At 35.3% G+C, this 24,795-nt stretch carries 15 protein-coding genes; 9 read left to right on the top strand and 6 right to left on the bottom strand.

The annotated features are described in order from the left end of the window. Nucleotides 1-315 precede the first annotated feature (315 nt). Complete coding sequence (locus ACHRWY_RS12830; RefSeq protein WP_395355091.1) at nucleotides 316-4,152, top strand: T9SS sorting signal type C domain-containing protein; 3,837 nt, start codon at nucleotides 316-318, stop codon at nucleotides 4,150-4,152. Nucleotides 4,153-4,635: 483 nt separating this feature from the next. Further along, entirely contained in the window at nucleotides 4,636-9,456 is a 4,821-nt protein-coding gene (locus ACHRWY_RS12825) for a fibronectin type III domain-containing protein (RefSeq protein ID WP_395355089.1), read from the top strand. 74 nt (nucleotides 9,457-9,530) lie between these two features. Here the strand turns inward: ACHRWY_RS12825 and ACHRWY_RS12820 are convergent, their stop codons facing one another. From ACHRWY_RS12820 to ACHRWY_RS12805, 4 genes are all read right to left on the bottom strand, one after another. Further along, nucleotides 9,531-10,397 (bottom strand): cupin-like domain-containing protein, encoded by an 867-nt coding sequence (locus ACHRWY_RS12820; protein ID WP_395355087.1) that lies wholly within the window; start codon nucleotides 10,395-10,397, stop codon nucleotides 9,531-9,533. A gap of 80 nt (nucleotides 10,398-10,477) precedes the next feature. Next, entirely contained in the window at nucleotides 10,478-11,566 is a 1,089-nt protein-coding gene (gene bioB / locus ACHRWY_RS12815) for a biotin synthase BioB (protein ID WP_395355086.1), read from the bottom strand. Nucleotides 11,567-11,736: 170 nt separating this feature from the next. After that, nucleotides 11,737-12,174: a hypothetical protein gene (locus ACHRWY_RS12810; RefSeq protein ID WP_395355084.1), complete on the bottom strand. Its 438-nt coding sequence runs from the start codon at nucleotides 12,172-12,174 to the stop codon at nucleotides 11,737-11,739. 118 nt (nucleotides 12,175-12,292) lie between these two features. Then, nucleotides 12,293-13,222: a bifunctional riboflavin kinase/FAD synthetase gene (locus ACHRWY_RS12805; RefSeq protein ID WP_395355083.1), complete on the bottom strand. Its 930-nt coding sequence runs from the start codon at nucleotides 13,220-13,222 to the stop codon at nucleotides 12,293-12,295. A 194-nt stretch (nucleotides 13,223-13,416) separates the two neighbouring features. Here ACHRWY_RS12805 and ACHRWY_RS12800 point away from each other — a divergent pair, with 194 nt between their 5' ends. Then, a complete protein-coding gene (locus ACHRWY_RS12800; protein WP_395355082.1) occupies nucleotides 13,417-16,122 on the top strand; it encodes a reprolysin-like metallopeptidase in 2,706 nt (901 codons plus the stop codon). Between the two features lie 81 nt (nucleotides 16,123-16,203). On the opposite strand, the gene ACHRWY_RS12795 is transcribed toward ACHRWY_RS12800, so the two are convergent. Continuing rightward, nucleotides 16,204-16,887, bottom strand: coding sequence for a ComF family protein (locus ACHRWY_RS12795; RefSeq protein WP_395355080.1), 684 nt, complete (start codon nucleotides 16,885-16,887; stop codon nucleotides 16,204-16,206). 98 nt (nucleotides 16,888-16,985) lie between these two features. Between ACHRWY_RS12795 and ACHRWY_RS12790 the strand changes: the two genes are divergently transcribed. The 5 genes from ACHRWY_RS12790 (at nucleotide 16,986) to ACHRWY_RS12770 (ending at nucleotide 22,886) form a co-directional block, all read left to right on the top strand. Continuing rightward, nucleotides 16,986-18,524: a glycine--tRNA ligase gene (locus ACHRWY_RS12790; RefSeq protein WP_395355078.1), complete on the top strand. Its 1,539-nt coding sequence runs from the start codon at nucleotides 16,986-16,988 to the stop codon at nucleotides 18,522-18,524. A gap of 267 nt (nucleotides 18,525-18,791) precedes the next feature. Then, complete coding sequence (locus ACHRWY_RS12785; protein WP_395355077.1) at nucleotides 18,792-19,601, top strand: LytR/AlgR family response regulator transcription factor; 810 nt, start codon at nucleotides 18,792-18,794, stop codon at nucleotides 19,599-19,601. Between the two features lie 175 nt (nucleotides 19,602-19,776). Beyond that, nucleotides 19,777-20,046, top strand: coding sequence for a 3-oxoacyl-ACP reductase (locus ACHRWY_RS12780; RefSeq protein ID WP_395355075.1), 270 nt, complete (start codon nucleotides 19,777-19,779; stop codon nucleotides 20,044-20,046). 97 nt (nucleotides 20,047-20,143) lie between these two features. Next, nucleotides 20,144-22,198 (top strand): ATP-binding protein, encoded by a 2,055-nt coding sequence (locus ACHRWY_RS12775; protein WP_395355073.1) that lies wholly within the window; start codon nucleotides 20,144-20,146, stop codon nucleotides 22,196-22,198. Continuing rightward, nucleotides 22,188-22,886, top strand: a complete 699-nt coding sequence (locus ACHRWY_RS12770; RefSeq protein WP_395355071.1) for a response regulator transcription factor — start codon at nucleotides 22,188-22,190, stop codon at nucleotides 22,884-22,886. The genes ACHRWY_RS12775 and ACHRWY_RS12770 overlap by 11 nt, the downstream gene beginning before the upstream one ends. 84 nt (nucleotides 22,887-22,970) lie before the next feature. On the opposite strand, the gene thiL is transcribed toward ACHRWY_RS12770, so the two are convergent. Continuing rightward, nucleotides 22,971-24,017, bottom strand: a complete 1,047-nt coding sequence (thiL, locus tag ACHRWY_RS12765; protein WP_395355069.1) for a thiamine-phosphate kinase — start codon at nucleotides 24,015-24,017, stop codon at nucleotides 22,971-22,973. Between the two features lie 263 nt (nucleotides 24,018-24,280). Here thiL and ACHRWY_RS12760 point away from each other — a divergent pair, with 263 nt between their 5' ends. Beyond that, the gene (locus tag ACHRWY_RS12760; RefSeq protein WP_395355068.1) at nucleotides 24,281-24,760 is read left to right on the top strand and encodes a DinB family protein; all 480 of its coding nucleotides are present in this window, start codon (nucleotides 24,281-24,283) and stop codon (nucleotides 24,758-24,760) included. Nucleotides 24,761-24,795 lie beyond the last annotated feature (35 nt).

Here is a 24,795-nt window from a genome sequence, read left to right as displayed (position 1 = left end):
AAGTTGGCAGTACCGAATTACAGATCCAAAACCTGCCATCAGCTAATCAGGTTCTATTAGTGAAAATAACTTTAGAAAACGATTTTACGACAACAAGAAAAATCATATTTCAATAATAAATAAACAATAGTTTAATCCCATAAAAAAAACCATTCTGCAAAACAGAATGGTTTTTTTATGGGATTATTAGTGATGTGAAAATCCCTAAAAGTAGGTATTGTAAGTTTAAAACAAGATATGTAATTTCGGTTAATTCTTACAAATAGTATTAACCGCAATAATTTATTTATTTTGACTAAAAAAATATTTCTTTTCATGATTTTAGTGGGTTGTTTACACAACTCTTCAATTAAAGCGCAACAAGGTAAAGTAGATCTTACTTTTAATACAGCTGATGATGGTCAAAGCGGCGATGGTTTTGACAATACAGTTCGAACATTGTCTTTACAATCAGATCAAAAGTTAATTGTTGGAGGAGATTACTTAAGTCTGAATGGGGGTGCAAATGCTTATTTGACCCGCCTGCAACCAGATGGTAGTATTGATGAAACGTTTAATACTGGCACTGGGTTCAATGGTAAAATTTATGCGACTTATATCCAGTCCGATGGTAAAATAATAGTAGGCGGAAGTTTTACAGCTTTTAACGGAATCAATGCAGAGAGATTAATCCGGTTAAATGTTGACGGATCTTATGATGCAACATTTAATACTACTATCGCAGTAACGAATGGTATTGTTTATGATATTTGCCAGCAAGCCGATGGAAAGATTATTATAGTTGGAAGTTTTACAAAATACAACAATTATACAGTAAACAGAGTCGCACGGATTCTTCCTAACGGAGTTTTAGATACAACTTTTATTACCGGTTCAGGCTCTTCTTTAAATATTACACATGCGAGGATTTTGTCTGATGGCAAAATTTTATTAACCGGAAACTTTACAGGATTTAATAATACCGCTGTCAATAGAATGGTAAAATTGCATACTGATGGTAGTGTAGATGCTGATTTTAATATAGGTACAGGTTTTAATGCAGATGTAAATGCAGTTTCAATTCAGCCTGATGGAAAGATTACTCTTGGAGGAAATTTTACAAGTTATAATGGAGTCGTTGCCAACAGGATTATAAGGATTAACGAGGATGCATCTCGTGATACAAGTTTTAGTACAGGATCAGGTTTTAGTCATGATGCAGTACAGGTTATAAAAACAGATTTTTACGGAAACATTATGATAGGAGGATCTTTTACAGATCTCTATAATGGCACAGAGGTCAACAGGATATGTTTTTTAAATCTTGATGGATCTTTTAAATCTGATTTTGATATAGGATCTGGCCCTGGATCATCATCGGTTTTAGCTTTGGCAAATACCTCTGATGGATCCTGGTACGTTGGTGGTTCTTTTTCGGTTTTTGATGGTTTAAACCAGGGGCGATTAGCAAAAATAACTAGTGATGGAGAACACGACACAGGGTATCTGTCTGCCGGAATTGGTTTTGATAATTCTGTTTTAAAAATAGTACCATTGCCAAATAAGAAAACAATGGTATTTGGAAGCTTTACCAAATTTAATGGAGTTTTTAATTCAGGAATAGCACGTATTTTAGAGGACGGGAGGAATGATTCAACTTTTAATTCAGGAAAATCCGGAGCTAATAATCTGATAAGATCTGCTGTAATACAATCAGATGACAAGATTATCTGTGGGGGCAGTTTTACAAAATATAATGAAACTACATCCAACAGGATTGTTCGGATTTTACCTGATGGAGCTATAGATAATACTTTTGTTGTTGGTTCCGGGTTCAATAGTCAGATTTATGCAATGGCAATTCAACCTGATCAGAAAGTAATTGTAGCCGGAAATTTTACAAGCTATAATGGTACAACTTCAGCAAGGATAATTCGGTTATTGCAAAATGGTTTGCGTGATCCCGGTTTTAATATTGGCCTTGGAGCTGATGCCATTATAGAAACATTGTTTATTCAGCCTGATGGTAAAATTCTGGCAGGTGGAAGATTTAATACTTTTAATGGAAATGTATCACCCCGTTTAGTACGATTAAATCCTGACGGAAGTGTTGATTCCGGTTTTATTGTAGGAACTGGTTTTGATAAATATGTTTATGCAATCGGAGTGCAATCTGATCAGAAAATAATTGTTGGAGGTTCTTTCTTAACTTATAAAGGAAATGTAGAAAAACGTATTGTTCGTTTAAATCCTAACGGAAGTATAGATTTTACTTTTGATTCCGGTGCAGGTTTTAATAAAGGAGATGTTCGAAGTATTTTGATTCAGCCCGATGATCGTATTTTAGCAGGCGGAACCTTTTCCGGATTGTATAAATCCAACATATCCATGCGATTAATTCGGTTAGAAAAAACTGGAAATTATGATTTGTCATTTGCAGCTCAACTTAATAATAAAGTCAACTCAATGGGGTTTACATCCGATTATAAATTAATTATAGGAGGTGATTTCAACTCAATATCGGGCATTTCAAAACACAGAATAGCAAGATTAAAATTATGTCTGGATTCAACTGTTTGGAATGGCATTTCATGGTCTAACGGTTTTCCGTCAGGTAGAAAAGAAATAACGTTTAAAGATAATTATCCAAATTTAACGACTGCAAATGTATGCAGTTGCTCGATTGATGCAGGAAAAGAAGTTACACTTTTAAGTGGAAATGCTTTAGGAATCGAATTTGCCTATACGGGTTCCGGAATTTTAAATATGGAAGATTCTGCAAGTCTCTATCAATCTGATGATGACATTATTAATACAGGGATTATTCATTTAAAACGAAAATCATCTCCTATTTTACAATCTGATTATACCTATTGGTCAGCACCCGTTCAATATCAAAAGTTAGGAGATGTCTCTCCTAATACAGCAGTAGATAAATTCTTCTCTTTTGATTCGATTTTAAAAAACTGGAGGAATGAAAATCCTTCTAATATCATGATTCCCGGAAAAGGATATATTATTAGGGGACCTCTTTATTTTTCAACAAATGTTCCGACAAATTTTGAAGCGGTTTTTAAAGGAATTCCAAACAATGGTAAAGTTAATGCAAATTTAGAAAAGCTTGACGAATTTAGCTTGATTGGAAACCCTTATCCATCAGCGTTAAATGCAGATGCCTTTTTGATTAAAAATAAATCAAAAATCGTGAGCACGTTGTATTTCTGGACTCACAATACACCCATTATGAATAGAAAATATACTATTGATGATTATGCGGTGTATAATTTACTTGGTGGAGTAGGCACCAGAGCAGCGTTGGCATCCGGAATTAATGAAACTGTTCCGGATGGCACAATTGCTGCAGGTCAGGCTTTTTTTATTAGCAGTAAAGTTTCAGGAATTGTTGATTTTGATAATAGTATGCGCATAGCAGGAAGAAATTCCAGTTTTTTTAAGCCAGGTAAAAATAATGAAGAAGTAAAGAGGCAAAATGGAATTGAAAAACATCGCATTTGGTTGAACTTTAAGAACTCTGAAGGTCTGTTCAAGCAAATCTTAGTGGGATATATTCAGGGAGCGACGAATTTATATGGTGACGACTATGATGCCTTAGCTTTGAATGCGAATCAATGGGTAGATTTTTACAGCATTGTTGAAAATAAAAAATTAGTCATTCAGGGGCGGGCTTTGCCTCTTATCGAAACAGATTCGATAGATCTGGGCTACAGAATCGCTGTAAATGGTAATTTTAGTTTTAGTATTGATCACATGGATGGACTTCTTAAGGACTTAGATGTTTTTATTGAAGATAAAGAGTTAAAAATAATTCATAACCTAAAAGAAGAACCTTATTTTTTTTCTGCTCAGGCAGGAACTTTTAACGATCGATTTGTATTGAAATATAGTAATAAAGCGTTAGGGAGTAATGAATTTCAACATCCCGAAAACAACACTTACGTCTTAGTTAAAGATAAAATTCTTAAGGTAACTTCAACAAAAGAATTTATAAAAGAAATCTCTGTATTTGATATTTTGGGAAAAAGGCTGTATCATAAAAGAAATGTAGAAAGCAAGGAATATCAGATATCAAGTTTATCCCCCCAGAGTCAGGTCTTGTTGGTCAGGGTAAAACTTGAAAGCGAGATTATTATAGACAAGAAAGTTATGTTTTAACTTTTTTCTTTCAAATGTAAATAACAGGCCTTTTTTTGAATACTAAGGATCAGATCAAATTTGAGACCTAAAAAACACATTATGTCTTGGTTTTAAAGGTAAAACTTTGTTTTTTAGTTGGTTGAAAATGCTGTTAGTGTTAAATTCTTACATTTTAACTTTAAACATTTTGCAGCAGTGTAAATAAAATCGTACCTTGTTTTTATATATGCGTAAAATCCAAAATAAGACAATTCTTATGCTTTCTTATTTCAGTTAAATTGACTCTGTCGTTTTTTTTTAGTTTTATCTGCCAAATTACTTATTGCAAATTTAAAGACCCAATTAAATAAAACAAAAAGTACTTATTACATTATTCTTCTCTTGTAATTTTTAGGATATACGTATTGTAATATCCTTGTTTTATTGTTGGTATTTATAAATCATTTTGCTGGATTTTTTCTGATCAATAGTTTATGTTTTTAAATATAAAAAAATACCACGATGAAAAGAATTTTACTTACACTTCAGTTAGTTGCATTCCCATTGTTTTTTTATGCACAAACCACAACCGTTAGCTTTACGAATACAGGAACAACTACTTTTTATGTTCCGGCCGGAGTTCCCTCTATAACAATGAATGCCTGGGGAGGCGGAGGTGGAGGTGGAGGTTCCACAGTTCCTTTACTAAGTGTCCAAAGAGCTGCTGCCGGTGGTGGAGGTGGTGCTTTTGCCGGAGGTTTATATACAATGGCTACAGGAGTAAATATAAATTTATCTGTTACTGTTGGTACTGGAGGAGCAGGTGGAGGAGGTAGTGCTGATGGACAGGCAGGAAATTCTTCTTTAATTACGGGTTATGTTACTGCAGTTGGCGGCGGCGGCGGGGCAGCAAATTCAGCTGGAGGTAGTCCTGCTGGTGGAGCTGGAGGTCTGGCATCTGCATCAACTGGTCAGACAAAAAATGATGGTGGAGCAGGAGGAGGAGGACAAACTCTTTTGCCTGCAATTTCAGGTATTGGAGGACAAGGAGGGAATAGTGGCGGTGCAGGAGGTGCAAGTATTAGTAATCTATTAGGGAATAGCAATGGTAATGCAGGTACTCAGCCTGGCGGTGGCGGAAGTGGATCAAAATCGTCTCTTTTAGGTTCTGTTGGAACAGGTGGTGCAGGTGGTGCGGGGAAAATAACCATGATTTATACTTGCCCTACGTATAGTTTAACCAGTACTTCTGCATCTGTTGTGAATGTTTGCTCGGGAAATTCATCGGTAATTACGCTTAATGGTAACTTGCCAGTAGGATTCTATAGTGTTGCCTATCAGGTGGGAGGAGTTACACAAACTCCTGTAAATATGAACGTAACTGTAGCAGGAACAGGTACTTTTATTGCCCCTGGTTTTACAGTTTTAGGTAATAAAAGTCTATTAATAACATCATTAACGTCAGGAACAAGTGTAAACGCCGCTGATAATTGTACTTCAACTATTAGTTCCGGGAATAGTACTACAGTTGTTACAACTTCTTCGGGTACTGCGCCTGTTGCTTTAGCAGGGACAGGAGCTACGTGTACTCAAATTACAGCAAATTGGCAGGCAGTTTCAGGCTCAACTTATTATTTATTAGATGTTTCAACAGATATTAATTTTGGAAGTTTTGTAGGTACATATAATGCTTTGAATGTTGGAAATGTGTTGACATATAATGTTACAGGTTTAAGTAATGCAACAACTTATTATTATCGGGTGAGAGCATTTAATGGAACCTGTATTAGCGCAAATTCGAACACTATAACGTATAAGCCTGCTGCTGCTCCGGGTAATGTAGTTTTATTACCAGTTACAAATGTTGTTTGTACTGTATTTACCGCAAACTGGAATACAGAAGTAAATGCTTCAAGCTATCTATTAGATGTTTCAACTGTAAATAATTTTGCAAGTTTTGTTGGCTCCTATAATGGTCTTGATATAGGAAATGTAACCAGCTATACTATAACGGGACTGACAGCCGGAACCCCTTATTATTATAGGGTAAGAGCCAAAAACGGATGTAATACCAGTGTTACAGGAGGCGCTGCAATTCAAATGGCAACTACTTCAAATGCGATACCGGATAATGTAGTTTCAAGTGGGGCAACAAATACAAATTGTGCTGTTTTTAATGCGAACTGGACTACTGTTGCCAATGCAACAAGTTATTTATTGGATGTATCTACTTCTAATGTATTTGCAAGTTTTTTATACCTAAATGTAGATGTTGGAAACGTAAATACATATCAGGTAACAGGTTTGGCAGCAGGAACAGTATATTATTACAGAATAAAAGGTAAAAATGGATGTGGTAATAGTGCAGCTTATTCAGCTACTCAAAATACAACAACAATAAGTACAGTTCCTACTGTTCCGGGATCAGTAACAGCATCCGGAAATTGGTGTACTCAGTTTACAATGTCATGGAATGCAGCGACTAATGCTATAACTTATGAAGTACAAATTTCTACGAATAATACATTTCCTGCTACTGCAGTTACTCAAACCTATACCGGAATTACCGCTACAACCTATACCTTTACAGGGTTAACACCCGGAACGGTTTACTATTACAGGGTTTTGGCGAGAAATGGTTGCGGACCTAGTGTTTATGGGGTGCCATCTCCAACATCTACTAGTACTATTGCAATTCCTGCAGTACCTACTATATCGGCTTCCGGGCCTTTGAATATTTGTCAAACCAGTAGCGTAACCTTAACTTCAAGTTCAGCCTCAAATAATGTATGGTCTACAGGCGAAACTACACAAAGCATTGTGGTTACATCAGCCGGAAGTTATACCGTAAAAGTAGTAAATGCCGGAGGTTGCGAAAGTGCTTTTTCTGTAGCAACAAACGTTACAATTTCTAGCTTACCAACAGCTACCGCCGGAGGGAGTACAACGATTTGTTCTAATAGTTCAGCCACAGTAACAGGTGCTTCGGCTGCAAATGGGACTATTCAATGGACTTTTAGTGGCGGTTCGGGCACATTATCTAACCCAACAACACTTACGCCAACGTATACCCCATCTTTAGGGGGAGCAGCACGAACAGTTATTTTAACCATGACGGTTACAAGTAATAATGCATGTTCTCCACAAATAGCAACAGCAAATTATACTATTAATATTCTGGATGCTCCAACAGCTACTACCTCAGGTTCCCAAACAATTTGTGCTAATGGATCTGCTACTGTTAGCGGAGCTTCTGCAACAAATGGAACTATTTTATGGACACACAATGGTGCCGGATCTTTGGTAGACGCTACAACACTTACACCAACTTACAATTCTGCAGCTGCAGACATAGGAAATCAAATTACATTAACAATGACAGTTACGGCGTCGCCAGCTTGCTCGACTCCTTATCTTGTAACAGCAACTTATCCAGTAATAGTAAATTACATTACTGCTTCTCCACAGTACAATTCTTCAGTGCAGCCAACTTGTGCCGTGCCGACTGGTACTATAGTTTTAAAAGGGCTGCCAAACAGGAACGATTATACAATTGTTCAAAGTGGTACTGTTTCAAATACCTATACAGGTGGTATAGGTGCTGATTTAACAACTTATACAATTACGGGACTAATTCCCGGAAGCTATAATTTTACTGTTAAATATCCGGGAAGTTGTACTTCGGCACCATTACAAAATCTTGTAATCAATTCTTTGGTAACGAATACCTATACAATAGCAGGAGGATGGTCAAATGGAACACCAACGGCAGAACAAAATATTATATTCGCAGATGATTTTTCTTCAACGGGTGATATAAATAGTTGTACGTGTCATATAAACGGAGGAAAAAACGTTACCATAAACACATTAAACACACTAGTAATTACGAATGGACTAGTGGTTGATGCGGCAGCAGGAACTACATTGACATTTAAAAACAACTCTAGTTTAGTTCAGGTTAATAATGTGGCAAACTCAGGTAATATTAGTTATGAACGTATAGCCCCGCCAATTTTCCAGAAGGATTATATTTACTGGTCTACACCGGTAAACCCTCAAAAACTCATTGATGTTTCGCCTTTAACAACCTACAATAAATACTTTGGTAACGATGGTACACAATGGGTAGTGACCGATAGACAAAGTAATATGGTTGTAGGTAAAGGGTATATTATTAGGGGTCCGGATACCTATAACAATAGCACAAAGCAATCTTACACTGCTCTTTTTAACGGCGTTCCTAATAATGGAGATTTAGAAGGAGAACTTCTGGTAGCTGGAAACTATTATGTAATTGGAAATCCATATCCATCTGCTTTAAGCGCTGATGCCCTCATCAGTCAAAATTCGATTCTAAATGGAACAATTTATTTCTGGACACATAATACCCCGGCAAAACCTACGCCAACTCAACAATATACTCCTGATGATTATGCCAGTTACAATCAGAGTGGTGGAGTATCAGCAAAATCAGACCCATTACATTCTGATATTCCAGGCAATGATAATGGTAAAAAGCCAACCGGGAAAATAGGTGCAGGACAAGCATTTTATGTAAATGCTGTAAGCGGTGGAAAAGTTAAATTTAACAATTCAATGCGATTAGGAGGGGCCAATAATAGTCAATTTTTTAGAACCGAAAATACGTCAAAGGCAACCGTTTTAGAAAAACATCGCATTTGGCTAAACATGACTAATACGGGTGGAGCGTTTAAACAATTATTAGTAGCATACATAGAAGGTGCAACGAATGAATATGATATCAGATATGATGGGGTTTCGCTTGATGCTAACCCATATCTGGATTTTTACAGTGTAAATAATGGAAATAAATATATGATTCAGGGCCGTGCCTTACCATTTACAAATTCAGACGTAGTTCCCTTAGGATATCGCACTATCATTCCAGGAGACTTTACCATTTCTATTGATGAAGTAGATGGGGATATGATTAATCAGGCAATTTATATAGAGGATAAAACTACCGGGGTAATACATGATTTACGTGCCTCAAACTATACGTTTACAACTGCTGTAGGAACTTTTACAGATCGTCTGGTTTTAAGATATACGAATACAACTTTAGGAAACGAAGATTTTCAGAATACTGAAAATGGTGTTCATGTTTCCGTAAAAAACAAAGTGATTGATATAGTATCCTCTAATGAAAACATAAAAGATGTTGCTGTTTTTGATGTATCGGGGAAACAATTGTACAACAAAAAGAACATTGAAAATTTAGAACTGTTAATATCTAATTTGCCATCGGGCAATCAGGTTTTGTTGGTCAAAGTAACTTTAGAGAATAATTATACAGCAACTCGAAAAATTGTATTCTAAATATTTAAAAACAAATAAAAAAGCAGTTATGGGATTATAAACCATAACTGCTTTTTCATTACTAAGAATCTTTATCAGGCACTCTTTCGCAAGTTTTGATTGGTATTCTGAATGGCCTTCTCATTTTTATAATCAATCCATTTCTGGCCTTTTACTTTTCGCATCAAAATATCAAAATAGCGCATAATGAGAACATTGTAAACGGCTTTTGATAAATGGGTAATATTCTTTGGAAATGCCCTTAAACTCATAGAAAATCCCGGTGTAAGATATTTCATATAGTGCCAGTATCCTTCCGGCATATATAACATTTCGCCGTGTTTTAGATTGGTAATAAATCCTTCGGCGTTTTTCAGGGCAGGGAATTTTTCATAATCAGGATTATCGAAATCAATGTCTTCCCTGGAGATTAAGGCATGAGGTACTTTGTACATATATTTAGACTGATCCGGGGCAAAAATCATGCATTGCTTTTCGCCATGAAAGTGAAAATGCAGAATATTCGAATAATCAATGTCATAATGCATAAATACTTTCGAGTTCTCTCCGCCAAAAAACAACATTGGCATCTGCTTTACCAGTTTTAAGCCAATATCCGGCCATAAAAAGTCATTGTTTAATGAAGGCACCTCTTTCATTAAATTATAAAGAAAGATTCGGTAGTTCGTAGGTTTTGATTCTAAAAGAGCAATGTAATCGCTCATTTTCATTTTGGTATGGGCTTCATTAAAACCATCTTCATGATTCACCGGTCTGTTATCGTACAAAGGGACAATAGTGTCTCCTGCGATTTCATTAATATAAGATAATTTCCATTTATGATAGGCAGGCCAATCTTCCGTTAGCTCTTCGACAACAACAGGTATTTGTTTTTTTACATATTGGGATATAAAATCAGCTTTTGAGATTTTTTTTACCCTTTCAATTTGCTTTAACTTCATATTTATAAATAAAAAAATTGCTTATAACTCTGGTCATAAGCAATTTAAAAATATTTATTAAGATTTTTTAACTCTATGAATTAAATTTTTGATCTAATCGAAGCTTCAAGATTTTTTTCAATAGTATGTCCCGGTCTTGACCATTTCGGTTTTTCTCCTAATGAAGCAAATTGAGAATCGGCAGCTTCGACGGTTTTAGGCTGAGAAACTTTCGTAAATGGTTTCTGCGGATTCAAACCTAACATTTCAAACATTTTCATGTCTTCGTGAACATCAGGATTTGGCGTAGTAAGCAATTTATCTCCTGCAAAAATAGAATTGGCGCCGGCAAAAAAGCACATAGCCTGTCCTTCACGGCTCATGGTGGTTCTTCCGGCGGATAAACGTACTTGTGTATCCGGCATAATAATTCTGGTAGTGGCTACCATACGAATCATTTCCCAGATTTCAACTGGTTTTTCCTCTTCCATGGGCGTTCCTTCAACCGCAACCAAAGCATTAATGGGCACAGATTCCGGCTGGGGATTTAATGTCGAAAGCGCTACAAGCATTCCGGCCCTGTCTTCGATACTTTCTCCCATTCCAATAATTCCGCCGCTGCAAACCGTAACATTCGTTTTACGAACATTTTCGATCGTTTGTAAACGGTCCTCAAAACCACGGGTCGAAATGACATCTTTATAATATTCTTCAGAAGTATCTAAATTGTGATTGTAAGCATATAAACCTGCTTCGGCCAGACGTTGCGCCTGATTTTCGGTAATCATACCCAGTGTACAACAAACCTCCATATCTAGTTTATTGATCGTACGAACCATTTCCAAAACCTGATCAAATTCTTCACCATCTTTTACGTTTCTCCAGGCAGCTCCCATACAAACGCGGGATGACCCGTTTGATTTTGCGCGTAAAGCCTGTGCTTTAACCTGGCTTACGCTCATTAAGTCATTTCCTTCAACACCTGTGTTGTAACGTGCAGCTTGCGGACAATAACCACAATCTTCCGGACAGCCTCCGGTTTTGATCGAAAGTAAAGTAGATACCTGAACTACGTTCGGATCGTGTTTCTGTCTGTGAATTGTTGCTGCTTCATACAGCAGGTCCATCATAGGTTTATTATAAATGGCGATTATTTCGTCTTTGGTCCAGTTGTGTTTGGTAATGCTCATAGATACATTGTTTTTGAAGCTTCAAAAGTAATTAAATTGTTCTAACCGGCAATATTGATTGCTTAAATGAAGATTTAGCAGGTATTTTCAAAAAACAAGCACTCTAAAATCATATAATTGTAAAATTTTATGATTTTAGAGTGCTAAAAAGTTTGATTTATTTTAAAAAATTAATCGGCGACATATTTATTATTCCAATACAACATCATCATTAAAGTGACAATTACTGACGAGGCTACGCCTTCAAACAATAAACAAATGCAATAAGTTGGAACGGATGGATTTCCTCCAAACATAAAAGTTTCAGATAATGTTTTTACATACGCATCTCCACCTCTGGCATAACTGTACACTAATAATCCAAAAACGCTCAATGCCACGCCAACTACAGAAGTTGCCATTGCAGAAACGGCATTTGACACAAAATTAGTTTCGCCTTCATGAAGGTTCATTCGCATCGTTTTATTGACACCGTAAAATATAAAAAACACATTTAGGGTACGTAAATAAAATAAATGAGCTAAACCTAAAACGTTCATCAATAAAAAATAAATGCCTATTCCGAGGAATATCAAAAAACCGTTGGTAATTTCTTTAGGTAATTTCATCGTGGTTATTTTTAAAGAAGTTAATAGTAAACATTTGATAAACAGAATTATATATCAAATTTACTAAAAAAAGAACTACGATGATTTGAAAAGGGTAAAAATATGAATGGATTGTTTTTTAGAGCTGGCGTATAAATGCCAAAGCACTTGTTTTGTCCTGATTTAATTGTGCTTTTAATAAATCTACCGATCCGAACTTTTGTTCTTCGCGAAGATATTGTAATAAAGAAACTTCAATTTTTTGGCCATAAATATCAGCATCAAAGTCAAATAGGTTTACTTCGATTGTTTGTTTTTGTCCGTTTACGGTTGGATTAAACCCAATGTTCATCATTCCAAAAACTTCTTTTTGATCTACAAGCGCTTTTACCACATAAACACCATTTTTGGGAATTAGCTTGTAATCTTCGTCAATCTGAATGTTAGCTGTTGGAAAACCAATCGTTCTTCCTAATTGTTTTCCTTTAACGACTTCTCCGGATAAAAAATAAGCATATCCTAAATATTCGTTGGCCAAATCCATATTTCCTTCGTTAAGCGCTTTTCTGATTTTGGTTGAACTTACAGAGACATCCTGAATTTCCTGTGCCGAAATTTGCTCCACTTCAAAACCGTATTCGGCCCCAAAAGCGATTAAATCGTCAATATTGGCAGTTCTGTTTCTTCCAAAACGATGATCATGACCAATAATTATTTTCTGAATATGAAATTGTTCCACTAAAATAGAATGCACAAATTCTTCTGCAGTTAATCTGGAAAAACTTTCGTTAAAAGGATGAATTACAAGGTTTTCAATTCCCGTTGCTTCCAGAAGCTTTGTTTTTTCAGCAATTGTATTTAAAAGCCTGATTTCTGATTTTTCCTGTAAAACCATTCTTGGATGCGGAAAAAAAGTTAATACTAAACTTTCATATTTTCCGTTTTCTGTGTTTTGAGTAATTCGTTCCAGAATTTTTTTGTGACCAATATGTACGCCGTCAAAGGTGCCAAGAGTTAAAATTGTTTTCTTGGTTGACTGAAAATCGTTTATAGAATGAAAGAGCTTCAAAACAAATAATTTAAGATGCTGCAAATTTATGTTATCTATTTTAAATTTTATACTAAGCTTAATTGATTTTTAATGAGATTATATTTCTTTTTGTGAAAATGGGGTTACTCGTCGATCAAAAAGCATTAATTGTCTTATAATGTGTAAGAATTTAATTTAATTCACTTAATTTTGATTTTCAAATATCACGAAGTATGAAAAAACAACTACTCCTATTAGTTATTATTTTTTGTTGTGTAAAAATTCATGCTCAAAGCGATGATTTGTGGCACAAGGTTTCTTCTGTTGCTACGGTAAAAAGAGCCAATGCTTCTGACCCGCAAAGATCATATTACAGACTTAATTCAGATTTTTTAAATATAAAACTCAATACATCAACAAATAAGTCATCCACTAACAGTACTTCAGAAATTACAATTCCAAATTCGAATGGGGTTATAGAAAGATTTACCGTTTGGGAATCTTCAAATTTTGAACCTGAACTGCAAGCAAAATATCCCGAAATACGAGCTTATGAAGGAAATGGATTAGACGATAAAACAGCTAAGATTCATTTTAGCCTGGACCCGGGCGGAATACAGACAATGGTACTTCGTGCCGATAAACCGTCTGAATTTATAGAGCAAAATCCGGAGGATAAATCCGTTTATGTTTTATTTACCTCAGAGAATAGTCCTAATTTAACTTCTCCGTTAGTTTGTAATGTTAATGATATTGCTAATACAAATAAGAATACTACAACTGCAAAAACGGCTGCAAATAATAGAGTTTTCAGGACATTCAGGCTAGCGCTTTCCTGTACAGGCGAGTACACCACTTTTTTTGGTGGCACAAAAGCCGGTGCATTGGCCGGAATGAATGCTACATTGACAAGAGTAAATGGTGTTTTTAATAAAGATCTTGCCGTAAAAGTAGTTTTAATTGCAAATAACGACGCCGTAATTTATGCAGATGCTGCCACAGATCCATACTCTAATGCCGGTAAGGGAACATCGACAGATAATTCAGATGGCAATGATTACTGGAGTAAAGAAGTTCAAAGTACGTTGACAAGCGTGATAGGAGAAGGAAATTATGATATTGGTCATTTATTTGGAGCCTCCGGCGGTGGCGGAAATGCAGCTTGTATAGGTTGTATTTGTGATAGTCCGACCCCATCAAATGTGATAGGAAAAGGAAGTGCTTATACCTCTCCATCTGATGGTAAACCTCAGGGTGATACTTTTGATATCGATTTTGTAGCACATGAAATGGGCCATCAATTTGGTGCCAACCATAGTTTTTCTTTTGATGGTACCGAACGCACAGGCGTAAATGTGGAGCCAGGAAGCGGATCTACTATTATGGGCTATGCCGGAGTATCTAAAGGGTATGATGTTCAGCCAAATTCAGATGATTATTTTGCGTATGTCAGTATTTTGCAAATTCAAAATAATCTCGCCTCAAAAAGCTGCGGAGTTAATTTACCACTCACCAATAATCCTCCTGTGGTCAATGCCGGTTTAGATTATACAATCCCAATGGGTACTGCATTCTTTTTAACCGGTACAGGTTCAGATCCTGATGGCGATACCCTAACTTACACCTGGGAACAATTTGATAGTGCCACATCGTCGACAACCGCAAACAGTAATAGCGTAGCTTATCCAACAAAACCAGACGGGCCTTTATTCAGGTCTTTCAATCCGGTAAGTTCTCCGGTTCGCTATTTTCCGGCTTTAAGTACAGTGCTTCAAAATAAATTAACGACCACCTGGGAATCTGTTTCGTCTATTGCAAGAACCTTGCATTTTACGTTAACAGCAAGAGATAATGCTCCTTTAGGAACGGCTCAGACGAATACGGATACGATGACTTTAAATGTAGTGGCTAACGCCGGGCCATTTACAGTTTCGTCTCAAAATAGCGATGATGTAAGCTGGCAAAAAGGATCAAGTCAGACCATAACCTGGACAGTTAATAATACAAATACTTTACAGGGTTCTTCAACGGTTAATATTAAATTGTCGTTAGATGGAGGTTTGACCTATCCAATTCTTTTAGCTTCAAACACGGCAAATGATGGTTCAGAAACCGTTCAGATTCCAGCCAGTATAGAGGCTTCAACCAATTGCAGGGTTTTGGTTCAGCCAACGGCCAACGTTTATTATGCTGTAAACCGCAAATCCTTTTCGGTTGGATATACTTCAACAACAACTTGTGATTCCTATAGTTTCGGAAGCGCTTTTGATATCCCTTATACCTCCACTTCAACTTTTACTACCAGAACGGTAAATGTACCGGCTTCCACCGGGACTGTCTCGGATGTAAATGTTTTGGTAAATGTAACACACGATAAACTATCTGATTTTGAACTTCAAATAGTAAGCCCGCAGGGAACAATTGTAAATTTGTACAATAAAAGCTGCGGAGGTATTCAGTCTACTTTAGCACTTCAGTTTGATGATGCGGGAGTTGAGCTGGATTGTTCTAAAACAACAAGTCAAATTGTTGTTCCGGTAGATTTATTAAATGCTTTCAATGGTCAAAATCCTCAGGGAACCTGGACTTTTAGAGTTCGTGATGCTGTTGTAGGGAACTTTGGAAAAATAAATTCGGCCTCAGTAAATATTTGTAACCAGACTTTTACCCTGGGAACACCTGTTTTAGAGGATGTAGAATTTGTTCTTTATCCAAATCCAAACAAAGGAAATTTTACAGTACAGTTTACAAGTGATTCTTTAAACAGGGCTCAGGTTTATGTACATGATATATTAGGTAAAAAAGTTTATTTTAAAACATTCGACCCTACATCTTTCTTCAATCAGAATATTCAGTTGTCAGATGTGGCTTCAGGAATTTACTTTGTAACTGTTATTGATGGCGACCGCAGAACGGTTAAAAAGATAATAGTTAATTAAATTCAGATAGAAAAATTCCAAATTTCAAACGGCGCTGTTATCCGATTGGAATTTGGAATTTAAAAATATTGGAATTCTAAGTTATGAGTTCGCTATTGCCATACAAACAATACTGATTTTAGCTCCCGGAATTTTTTGTAAGGCCCTGGAACAGGCTTCAAGAGTAGCACCTGTAGTTAAAACATCATCAACAATTAAAAAATGTTTATGCTGATTTTTTTCTATACAAGTTACATCAAACAGATTGTCAATATTATCAGATCTTCCTAAAAGATTTTTTTTAGATTGTGTTTTAGAGTATCTCTTTCGATACAAAATAGAATCGTTAAATTCAATCTCTAGCCCTTCTGCCAATGCTTTTCCAAAAGTAGTTACCTGATTGTACCCTCTTTCCTTAAATTTTCTTTTATGGAGCGGAACCGGAATTATAATGTCAAAAGGAATTTCTAAACCCAGTTCTTTCAAATCTTCGACATACCAATTTCCTAAAAGAGTTCCAATCTCTTCATGGCCTTTGTATTTTAAATTGTGAATGAGTTCCTGTACGATTCCTTTTTTATTAAAATACAAAAGTGCCGATGCATGCTCAATCGCAATCTTTCCGTAAAATTTCTTGACAGCTTCATTTTTTGGATCTAAATAATATTGGGTAAGAGGCATTTCATGACGACAAATGGTACATAAAACGGTTTCGTTATGAATTAAAATGGAACGACATCCCGCGCAAACTTTAGGGAAAAACAGGTTGATAATATAATTAAACACAAATAGAAGGAATTTAGTTACAAAAATAATCAAATCAAGGGCTCAATCTTTATAATTTTTCTTTTTTTTAAACGGACTTTTTATATTTTTGCATCACTATGGCAAAACAAGAAGATATATTTAAGAATGTGGTTTCGCACGCAAAAGAGTACGGATTTATTTTTCCGTCAAGCGAAGTATACGATGGATTGAGTGCAGTGTATGATTATGCACAAAATGGTGTCGAGTTAAAAAAGAATATCCGTGAATATTGGTGGAAATCAATGGTTCAGATGAACGAGAATATTGTAGGCCTTGATGCTGCAATATTAATGCATCCAACAACCTGGAAAGCTTCAGGTCACGTTGATGCTTTCAATGATCCGTTAATTGATAATAAAGATTCGAAAAAAAGATATAGAGCTGACGTTTTAGTAGAAGATTATGCTGAAAAGTTAAATCAAAAAGCTGAAAAAGAAATTGAAAAAGCAAAAGCCCGTTTTGGTGATGCTTTTAATAGAGAAGAGTTTATTACCACAAATGCTCGTGTTGTAGAATATCTTTCTAAGAAAAAAGAAATTCTTGAAAGACTTGCAAAAGGGATGAGCGAAGATCTTCAGGATGTAAAAGCCTTAATCGAAGAATTAGAAATTGCCGATCCAGAAACCGGTTCCAGAAACTGGACAGATGTAAAGCAATTTAACCTGATGTTCGGAACTAAACTTGGAGCTTCTGCAGATTCTGCAATGGATTTATATTTACGTCCGGAAACAGCTCAGGGTATTTTTGTGAACTTTTTAAATGTTCAGAAATCTGGACGTATGAAAGTTCCCTTTGGAATAGCTCAAACCGGTAAAGCATTTAGAAACGAAATTGTGGCCAGACAGTTCATTTTCCGTATGCGTGAATTTGAACAAATGGAAATGCAGTTTTTCGTTCGTCCCGGAGAAGAAATGGAATGGTATCACCATTGGAAAGAAACCCGCTTAAAATGGCATTTGTCTTTAGGATTAGGAAAAGAAAATTACCGTTTTCACGATCACGAAAAATTAGCACACTATGCAAATGCTGCTGCCGATATCGAGTTTAATTTTCCGTTTGGTTTCAAAGAATTAGAAGGTATCCACTCCCGTACTGATTTTGACTTGAAAGCGCACGAACAATATTCAGGTAGAAAATTACAATATTTTGATGCTGAACTGAATCAAAACTACGTTCCGTATGTAGTAGAAACTTCAGTTGGTTTAGATCGTATGTTTTTAGCTGTTTTTGCAACTTCATTACAGGAAGAAACTCTAGAAGACGGTTCAACAAGAACAGTCTTAAAATTGCCATCAGTTCTGGCGCCAACAAAAGCAGCCGTTTTACCATTGGTTAAAAAAGACGGATTACCTGAAATTTCTAAAAAAATCATCGAAGATTTAAAATGGGATTTCAATGTAGCGTATGATGAAAAAGATGCGGTAGGACGTCGTTACAGACGACAAGATGCTCTTGGTACCCCGTTTTGTATTACAGTAGATCATCAAACTATTGAAGACGAAACAGTAACCATTCGTCATAGAGATACAATGAAACAGGACCGTGTTAAGATTTCTGAATTAAAAGATATTATCGAAAACGAAGTTTCAATGAAAAACTGGTTGATGAAAATGTAGTTTTTTCTACTAACAATATGAAGATCCCAAATTCCTTAACGGAGTTTGGGATTTTTTTAATCCCAAAAGAAGTATTTCGTCGGTTTTTTTGGTAATTCATCTTTATGTTTTAACATTTGTTTGCTATATATTAACAATAGAATAGGAAAATAACTGAAATTCGTATTTTTAATTGCGAATAAAATGCTAAATAAAGTTTTTCAAAAGTATTGATGAAGCTAAGGTGATAGTCGTTGGGGATTTAGGAAAAATCAATAAAAATTAAAGTTGAAAAAGTATTCGTATATTATAATTGATGATGATGCTGAAAGCGTTTTGAAAACCAGAAATATTGCAGAGGGTTTTTCAGAATTGACTTTTATAGCAGCAGCAGCGAATTATCAGGAAGGATTAAGCCTGGTTTTAGAACATCGTCCGTCGATTGTTTTTCTGGAAATTGATCCCAAAGACATCTCCAGTAATTTATCGCTTGCTTTTATCAACGAACTCTATCGGTTTTTATCGCATTTGCCTAAAATAGTTATTACAACAGTTCAGAAAGAATTGGCTTTTGAGGCCATTCAATATGGGGTTTTTGATTATATATTAAAACCTCTTGTTTCCGTCGATTTGCTCAAGACCATTTTAAAGCTTAAAAAAAGTAATGTAGAAACAGATCCGGCCGAAGTAACGCCTGCAATACCTTCTTCAATAGTGCCATTTGCACAAATACCGTCAGGTATCGAAAAACCTCTTGTTATCTGTATTAAGTCCTATGGCGATTATCGCTATATAACATCAACAGATATTTGTTATTTCCAGGCTGATAATAACTCGACAGATATTTATTTGAATTCCGGTGAAATGATAACCGCTTTTAAAACATTAAAGCACTTTGAGGGCTTATTATCATACCCATTTATAAGAATTCACAATAGTTATATTATAAACCGAAATTATATTTCGAGAATTCATAGCGGAAATTCCCTTTGTTACATCAAAAACTCAACTAAAAAAATTCCGTTCTCTAAAACCTATAAATCAAATGTCGATTTAATTATCGCTGATTTTGTTGCAGGAAATTACTTAGAAGTCTAATAATTAAGCAATTACATTGATTTGATGCCCGTTTACTACCAATTGGGTACAGTTTACCATAAACTAGATTTTTTGTATAAATTTTTTTCGAATGTGGGTGTAGTTTTACACCATGATTAGCAATAGGCAGTCATTAAACCCATAACAAAAAAATCAAACATAAACACCTCAAATCATGAAAAAAGCAGCTTTAACATTCGGATTATTTTCTTTAGTAATGGTAGCAACTTCGTTTGCAACTCCGGAAACATCAAACGGGACTAGTCTAGAAACAACAATTCAGGGGGGTATCGCAAGACAAAACAGTGAAGTTGATCCAAGTGGCGGAAATGTTGTTGGAAAAAATAAAAAAAGAGATGACTTTCAGTTAGTTACTATTAGAGAAACAAATAATGTTGATCCAAGTGGCGGAAATGTTGTTGGTAAAAACAAAAAATTAGACTAAAATAAAATACATATAATTTTCAAAAAGGTTGTCTATCATGGGCAACCTTTTTTTGTGTCAATAGTTTTACTATTTTTGATGAAATGTAAAATTATAGTTGAAAAAAAATTACTCCATATTATTTTTTTCTATATTGTTTTTTTTTAGCTGCACTAAGAAAACACATACTAACGAAAATGATTCAGCCCTTAATCGAAACCTTAAGACTTATCTGTCTTTAGCCCAGGATGACAAATTACCTCTTGAGTATAAAATAGACTATAGCAAAAAAGCTTTAGGAATTGTTATGGATCAGAATAATGATTCTTTAAACAGAGCCAATTTGTTTAAAGTTGCTAATAGATTTTATAATGCTAATGATTTAGAAAGTTTTAAAAAAACAGTATGGATTGTCTTAGACAGGTCACAGCAGAGTAAAGATTCTATTTATATTGCTAAGGCATATACCTATCTTGGAGATTATTATAGTGATAAAGCCTTGTCTGATAGTGCTTTTGTGTACTATTTTAAAGCTGAAAAAATTTATTTTCGCCTTGACAGCAATTCTAATCTGGCAAAAATAAGATTGAGTAAGGCTTATTTGCAATTTGCCGAAGGAGATTATTTAGGAAGCGAAAAAGCCGTTTTTAATGCTTTGAAGGTGGTAGGGGGCAAAAACAATAATGAGATTGTGTATGAGGCCTATAATTTATTAGGGGCTATTTATAATCAATTAGAAGAATATAATAAATCTCTTGAATTTCATAATAAAGCATTGATGAGTATCGATGATCGATTTATCCCTGTCGAATTTCAGTCAAGAGCTACTTCATTAAATAATATTGGATATGTCTATAATAATATTAAAAACTATCAAAAGGCTAAGACATATTACGAAAGCGCATTAAAAGAAAAGAATCTGAAAGAGGATAAACCTTCTTTGTATGCTACGTTGATAGATAATTTAGCGTATGCAAAGTTTAAGCTTTCGGATAAAAAAGGCCTGCCGGATATGTTTTATGAATCAATTAAATTTAGGGATAGCCTAAAGCTTCCGGGAGGAGTGGTTTCAATTAAGCTCCATCTTTCTGAATTTTATGCTTATAATAAAGACACGGTAAAAGCCATGGAGTTCTCATTAGAATCCCTCCATGAATCAAAAAAGCTTAAAAGTTCCCGAAACGTTTTATCGTCTTTGAAGCAATTGGCTACAATTGATCCCAAAAATGCATCTGTTTATTCTGAAGAATACATTAGAATAAATGATAGCCTCCAAAAAGGAGAGAGACAAATGGGCGATAAGTTTACCCGTATCGAATATGAGACCAGCGAAATAAAAGATCAAAATTCAAATCTTCAGGAAAAGAATAAAACCCTGATATATGTTTTTAGTATCTGTACTTTAATAGGATTGTTTTTCTATGTTTACAAAACGCAGCAGGCAAAGAATCGCGAGTTACTTTTTAAGCAGCAACAGCAAGTTGCCAATGAGGATATTTACAACCTGATGATTTCACAGCAAAACGATATTGAACACACTCGTATTAAAGAAAAGAAAAGAGTAGCGCAGGAATTGCACGATGGTGTTTTAGGCAGGATGTTTGGCGTGCGGATCAGTTTGGATAGTTTAGATAAAATAGACGAGGCAGAAGCAGCTCCCAAGAGAAAAAAGTATCTAACCGAACTTAAGCATATTGAGGAAGATATACGGGAGATTTCGCATGATTTAAACCGGGAGAAAACAGAATTAATTAATAATTTTGTAGCTATTTTGAACAAATTGTTCGAAAACCAGCAAAATACGTATGAATCAAAATTAGTTACTTATTTTGATCCTCATATAAAATGGGATTTGGTAAGTAATGCCATCAAAATCAATTTGTACAGAATTGTTCAGGAAGCCCTTCAGAATTGTAATAAGTATGCAGATGCCAATACGATTACAGTTGAATTTAAAAGTGAGATTGATTATTTACTTTTATCAATCGCTGATGACGGAGTTGGGTTTAATGCCAAAAGAACAAAAAATGGTATAGGATTACATAACATAGAATACCGGGCAGCAGAATGCAATGGTACAGTAAGCATAAAATCTGTGAAAGGCCAGGGAACTCTTGTGATAATAAAAGTCCCAATCGATCAAAAAATTAACCTACAGAATAATGACAAATGATTCACAAAATCCTATTCCGCAATTAAGTAAGCGAAACATATTAATTGTTGACGACCATCCTTTTATTATCGAAGGATACAAGAATGCTATAACGCGCTACAACCCTAAGGAATATGAATTTCTTATTTCGCAGGCACATGATTGTAAATCGGGATATGATTTAATCGAAAACGAGAAAACCCCTCATTTTGATGTAGCTTTTCTGGATATTAGTATGCCTGCTTACGAAGAAAAGGATATTTTTTCAGGAGAAGATTTAGCAAAGTTAATCCTGAAAAAGATGCCCCATTGCAAAGTAATTCTATTAACAATGTATACAGAATTACTAAAAATCAAAACCATCATCAGAACGATACAACCTAATGGGCTGATCATAAAGAACGACCTTACTTTTGATGAATTGCTTTTTGCATTCGATAAAGTGATGAAAAATGATAAATATTACAGCCAGTCGGTTCAGAAAATGTTAAACCAGTCGGTTCATAATTCAATTGAAATTGATGAGTTTGATAAGCAAATTTTATTTCATCTTTCAAAGGGAACCGAGGTTTATGATATGCCACAGTACATACCCATATCTTTAAATGAAATTGAAAGACGAAGAGTGAGTCTAAAAGAACTGCTTAAAGTAAGATCCGGTTCTGATGATGACTTAATAAAAGAAGCCAGAAGCAAAGGCCTTTTTTAAATATATTCCAAAATAGAAAATCCCAAATTCCAATACATAACCGGCATTGGAATTTGGGATTTTCTATTTTGAATTTTAAATAAATTACTCACTCAAAGCATCCCAGCCACGAGCTTTTAAAGCAATTTTGGTATTGGCACGGGTTACCAGATGAATTCCTTCACTTTCGTCGGCCATGTGACCAATGATGGAAAAGTTTGGATTTCCTTTTATCTTGTCAAAATCATTAATGTCAATTGTAAACAGCAATTCATAATCTTCGCCGCCATTAATAGCAACTGTTGTGCTGTCAATATTAAATTCCTCACAAGTCGAAATAAACTGCGGATCTAACGGAAGCTTATCTTCGTATAAATTACAGCCCACTTTTGATTGTTTACAGATATGAATAATTTCTGATGATAAGCCGTCTGAAATATCAATCATCGAAGTTGGCTTAATTTCAAGAGCGTGCAATAAAGTACGAACATCTTTTCTCGCCTCAGGTTTTAACTGACGCTCGATTAAATAACTGTACATATCCAGATCCGGCTGACTGTTTGGGTTTACCTGAAACACCTGTTTTTCGCGTTCTAAAACCTGTAGCCCCATATAAGCAGCACCAATATCTCCGGTTACCACAAGCAAATCCGTTTGTTTGGCGCCATTTCGGTAGACAATTTCGTCTTCATTTGCTTCACCAATTGCAGTAATGCTTATAATTAGGCCTTTTTGTGATGAGGTGGTGTCTCCGCCAATAACATCAACTTTATACTCTTTTGCAGCATGCGTAATTCCTTCAAATAATTCTTCCAGGGCTTCTAACGGAAAACGGTTAGAAACGGCAACAGAAACCGTTATTTGCGTTGGTTTGGCATTCATGGCACAAATGTCAGACAGATTTACAACAACAGACTTATATCCTAAATGTTTTAAAGGCATATAAGCCAAATCAAAATGTACGCCTTCAATCAGTAAATCAGTCGAAACGACTACTTTTTTATCTTTGAAATCAAGAACCGCAGCATCATCGCCTATACTTTTTAAAGTAGATTCCTGAGTGACATCAAAATTTTTGGTTAAATGTTCAATTAAGCCAAACTCGCCTAATTGCGCTATACTGGTACGTTGCGGATTTTTATCTTCGATCATTTCTTTTTAAGTTCCAAAGTTTCTAAGGCGCAAAGGTACAAAGGTTTTATCGAATTAATGGGATGTTATCTCTGAACCTCTATTTATATGTAAAGACGCACTGCAGCACCCTCGCCTGTGAGAAATAGATAATTTATAAAGGTTTTCCAGATAAGTTTCTGCAACAGCACAAAAAAAATAACTATTTGTATTTCCTGTTGACAAACTGTTGTCACCAACCCTCAATACTTTTGAAGTGTTAAACAAATTAAAACTTTAAAATCATGAAAACATTAGCTGCCCAAGTAATTACTCCCGAAGATTTATTGAAACACTGGCAAGGTCATCGTGCTCTTACCCGTCGTGTGATTGAAGCGTTTCCTGAGAAAGATTTCTTTGAGTTTTCGATAGGAGGAATGCGACCTTTCTCTAAATTGACTGACGAACTTTTAGCAATTGCGGTTCCCGGACTAAAAGGAATTGTAAATAAAGAAGTGAAACCATTTACAGAAGAATCAGAGAAACTGATTTTTAAAGCACAATATCTGGAAAAATGGGATGAAGCAACTGCAGAAATTAATCAGTATTGGGAAAAATTATCGATTGAAGATTTTAATGAGACGTTTAATCTTTTTGGCCAGTATGAATTTCCGGTAATTCAGAATATCCTGTATTTTATAGATAATGAAGTGCATCACCGCGGACAAGGTTACGTATATTTAAGAGCCTTAAATATTGAACCTCCTTTTTTCTGGGAAAGATAGATTCTGAAAATCCCTAAATAAAAAACTCCTGAAGA

The sequence above is a fragment of the Flavobacterium sp. FlaQc-48 genome, assembly GCF_044007335.1.
Lineage (GTDB): Bacteria > Bacteroidota > Bacteroidia > Flavobacteriales > Flavobacteriaceae > Flavobacterium.
The sequence above is the reverse complement of the archived record's forward strand: the minus strand, read 5'-3'. Positions and strand labels throughout refer to the sequence as shown.

Bases quoted from the DNA above. Each gene is read 5' to 3' on its own strand.
- ACHRWY_RS12820 (WP_395355087.1), bottom strand. From the start codon at position 10,397: ATGAAGTTAAAGCAAATTGAAAGGGTAAAAAAAATCTCAAAAGCTGAT.
- ACHRWY_RS12810 (WP_395355084.1), bottom strand. From the start codon at position 12,174: ATGAAATTACCTAAAGAAATTACCAACGGTTTTTTGATATTCCTCGGA.
- thiL (WP_395355069.1), bottom strand. From the start codon at position 24,017: ATGATCGAAGATAAAAATCCGCAACGTACCAGTATAGCGCAATTAGGC.
- ACHRWY_RS12770 (WP_395355071.1), top strand. From the start codon at position 22,188: ATGACAAATGATTCACAAAATCCTATTCCGCAATTAAGTAAGCGAAAC.
- ACHRWY_RS12780 (WP_395355075.1), top strand. From the start codon at position 19,777: ATGAAAAAAGCAGCTTTAACATTCGGATTATTTTCTTTAGTAATGGTA.
- ACHRWY_RS12800 (WP_395355082.1), top strand. From the start codon at position 13,417: ATGAAAAAACAACTACTCCTATTAGTTATTATTTTTTGTTGTGTAAAA.
- bioB (WP_395355086.1), bottom strand. From the start codon at position 11,566: ATGAGCATTACCAAACACAACTGGACCAAAGACGAAATAATCGCCATT.
- ACHRWY_RS12760 (WP_395355068.1), top strand. From the start codon at position 24,281: ATGAAAACATTAGCTGCCCAAGTAATTACTCCCGAAGATTTATTGAAA.
- ACHRWY_RS12825 (WP_395355089.1), top strand. From the start codon at position 4,636: ATGAAAAGAATTTTACTTACACTTCAGTTAGTTGCATTCCCATTGTTT.
- ACHRWY_RS12790 (WP_395355078.1), top strand. From the start codon at position 16,986: ATGGCAAAACAAGAAGATATATTTAAGAATGTGGTTTCGCACGCAAAA.
- ACHRWY_RS12830 (WP_395355091.1), top strand. From the start codon at position 316: ATGATTTTAGTGGGTTGTTTACACAACTCTTCAATTAAAGCGCAACAA.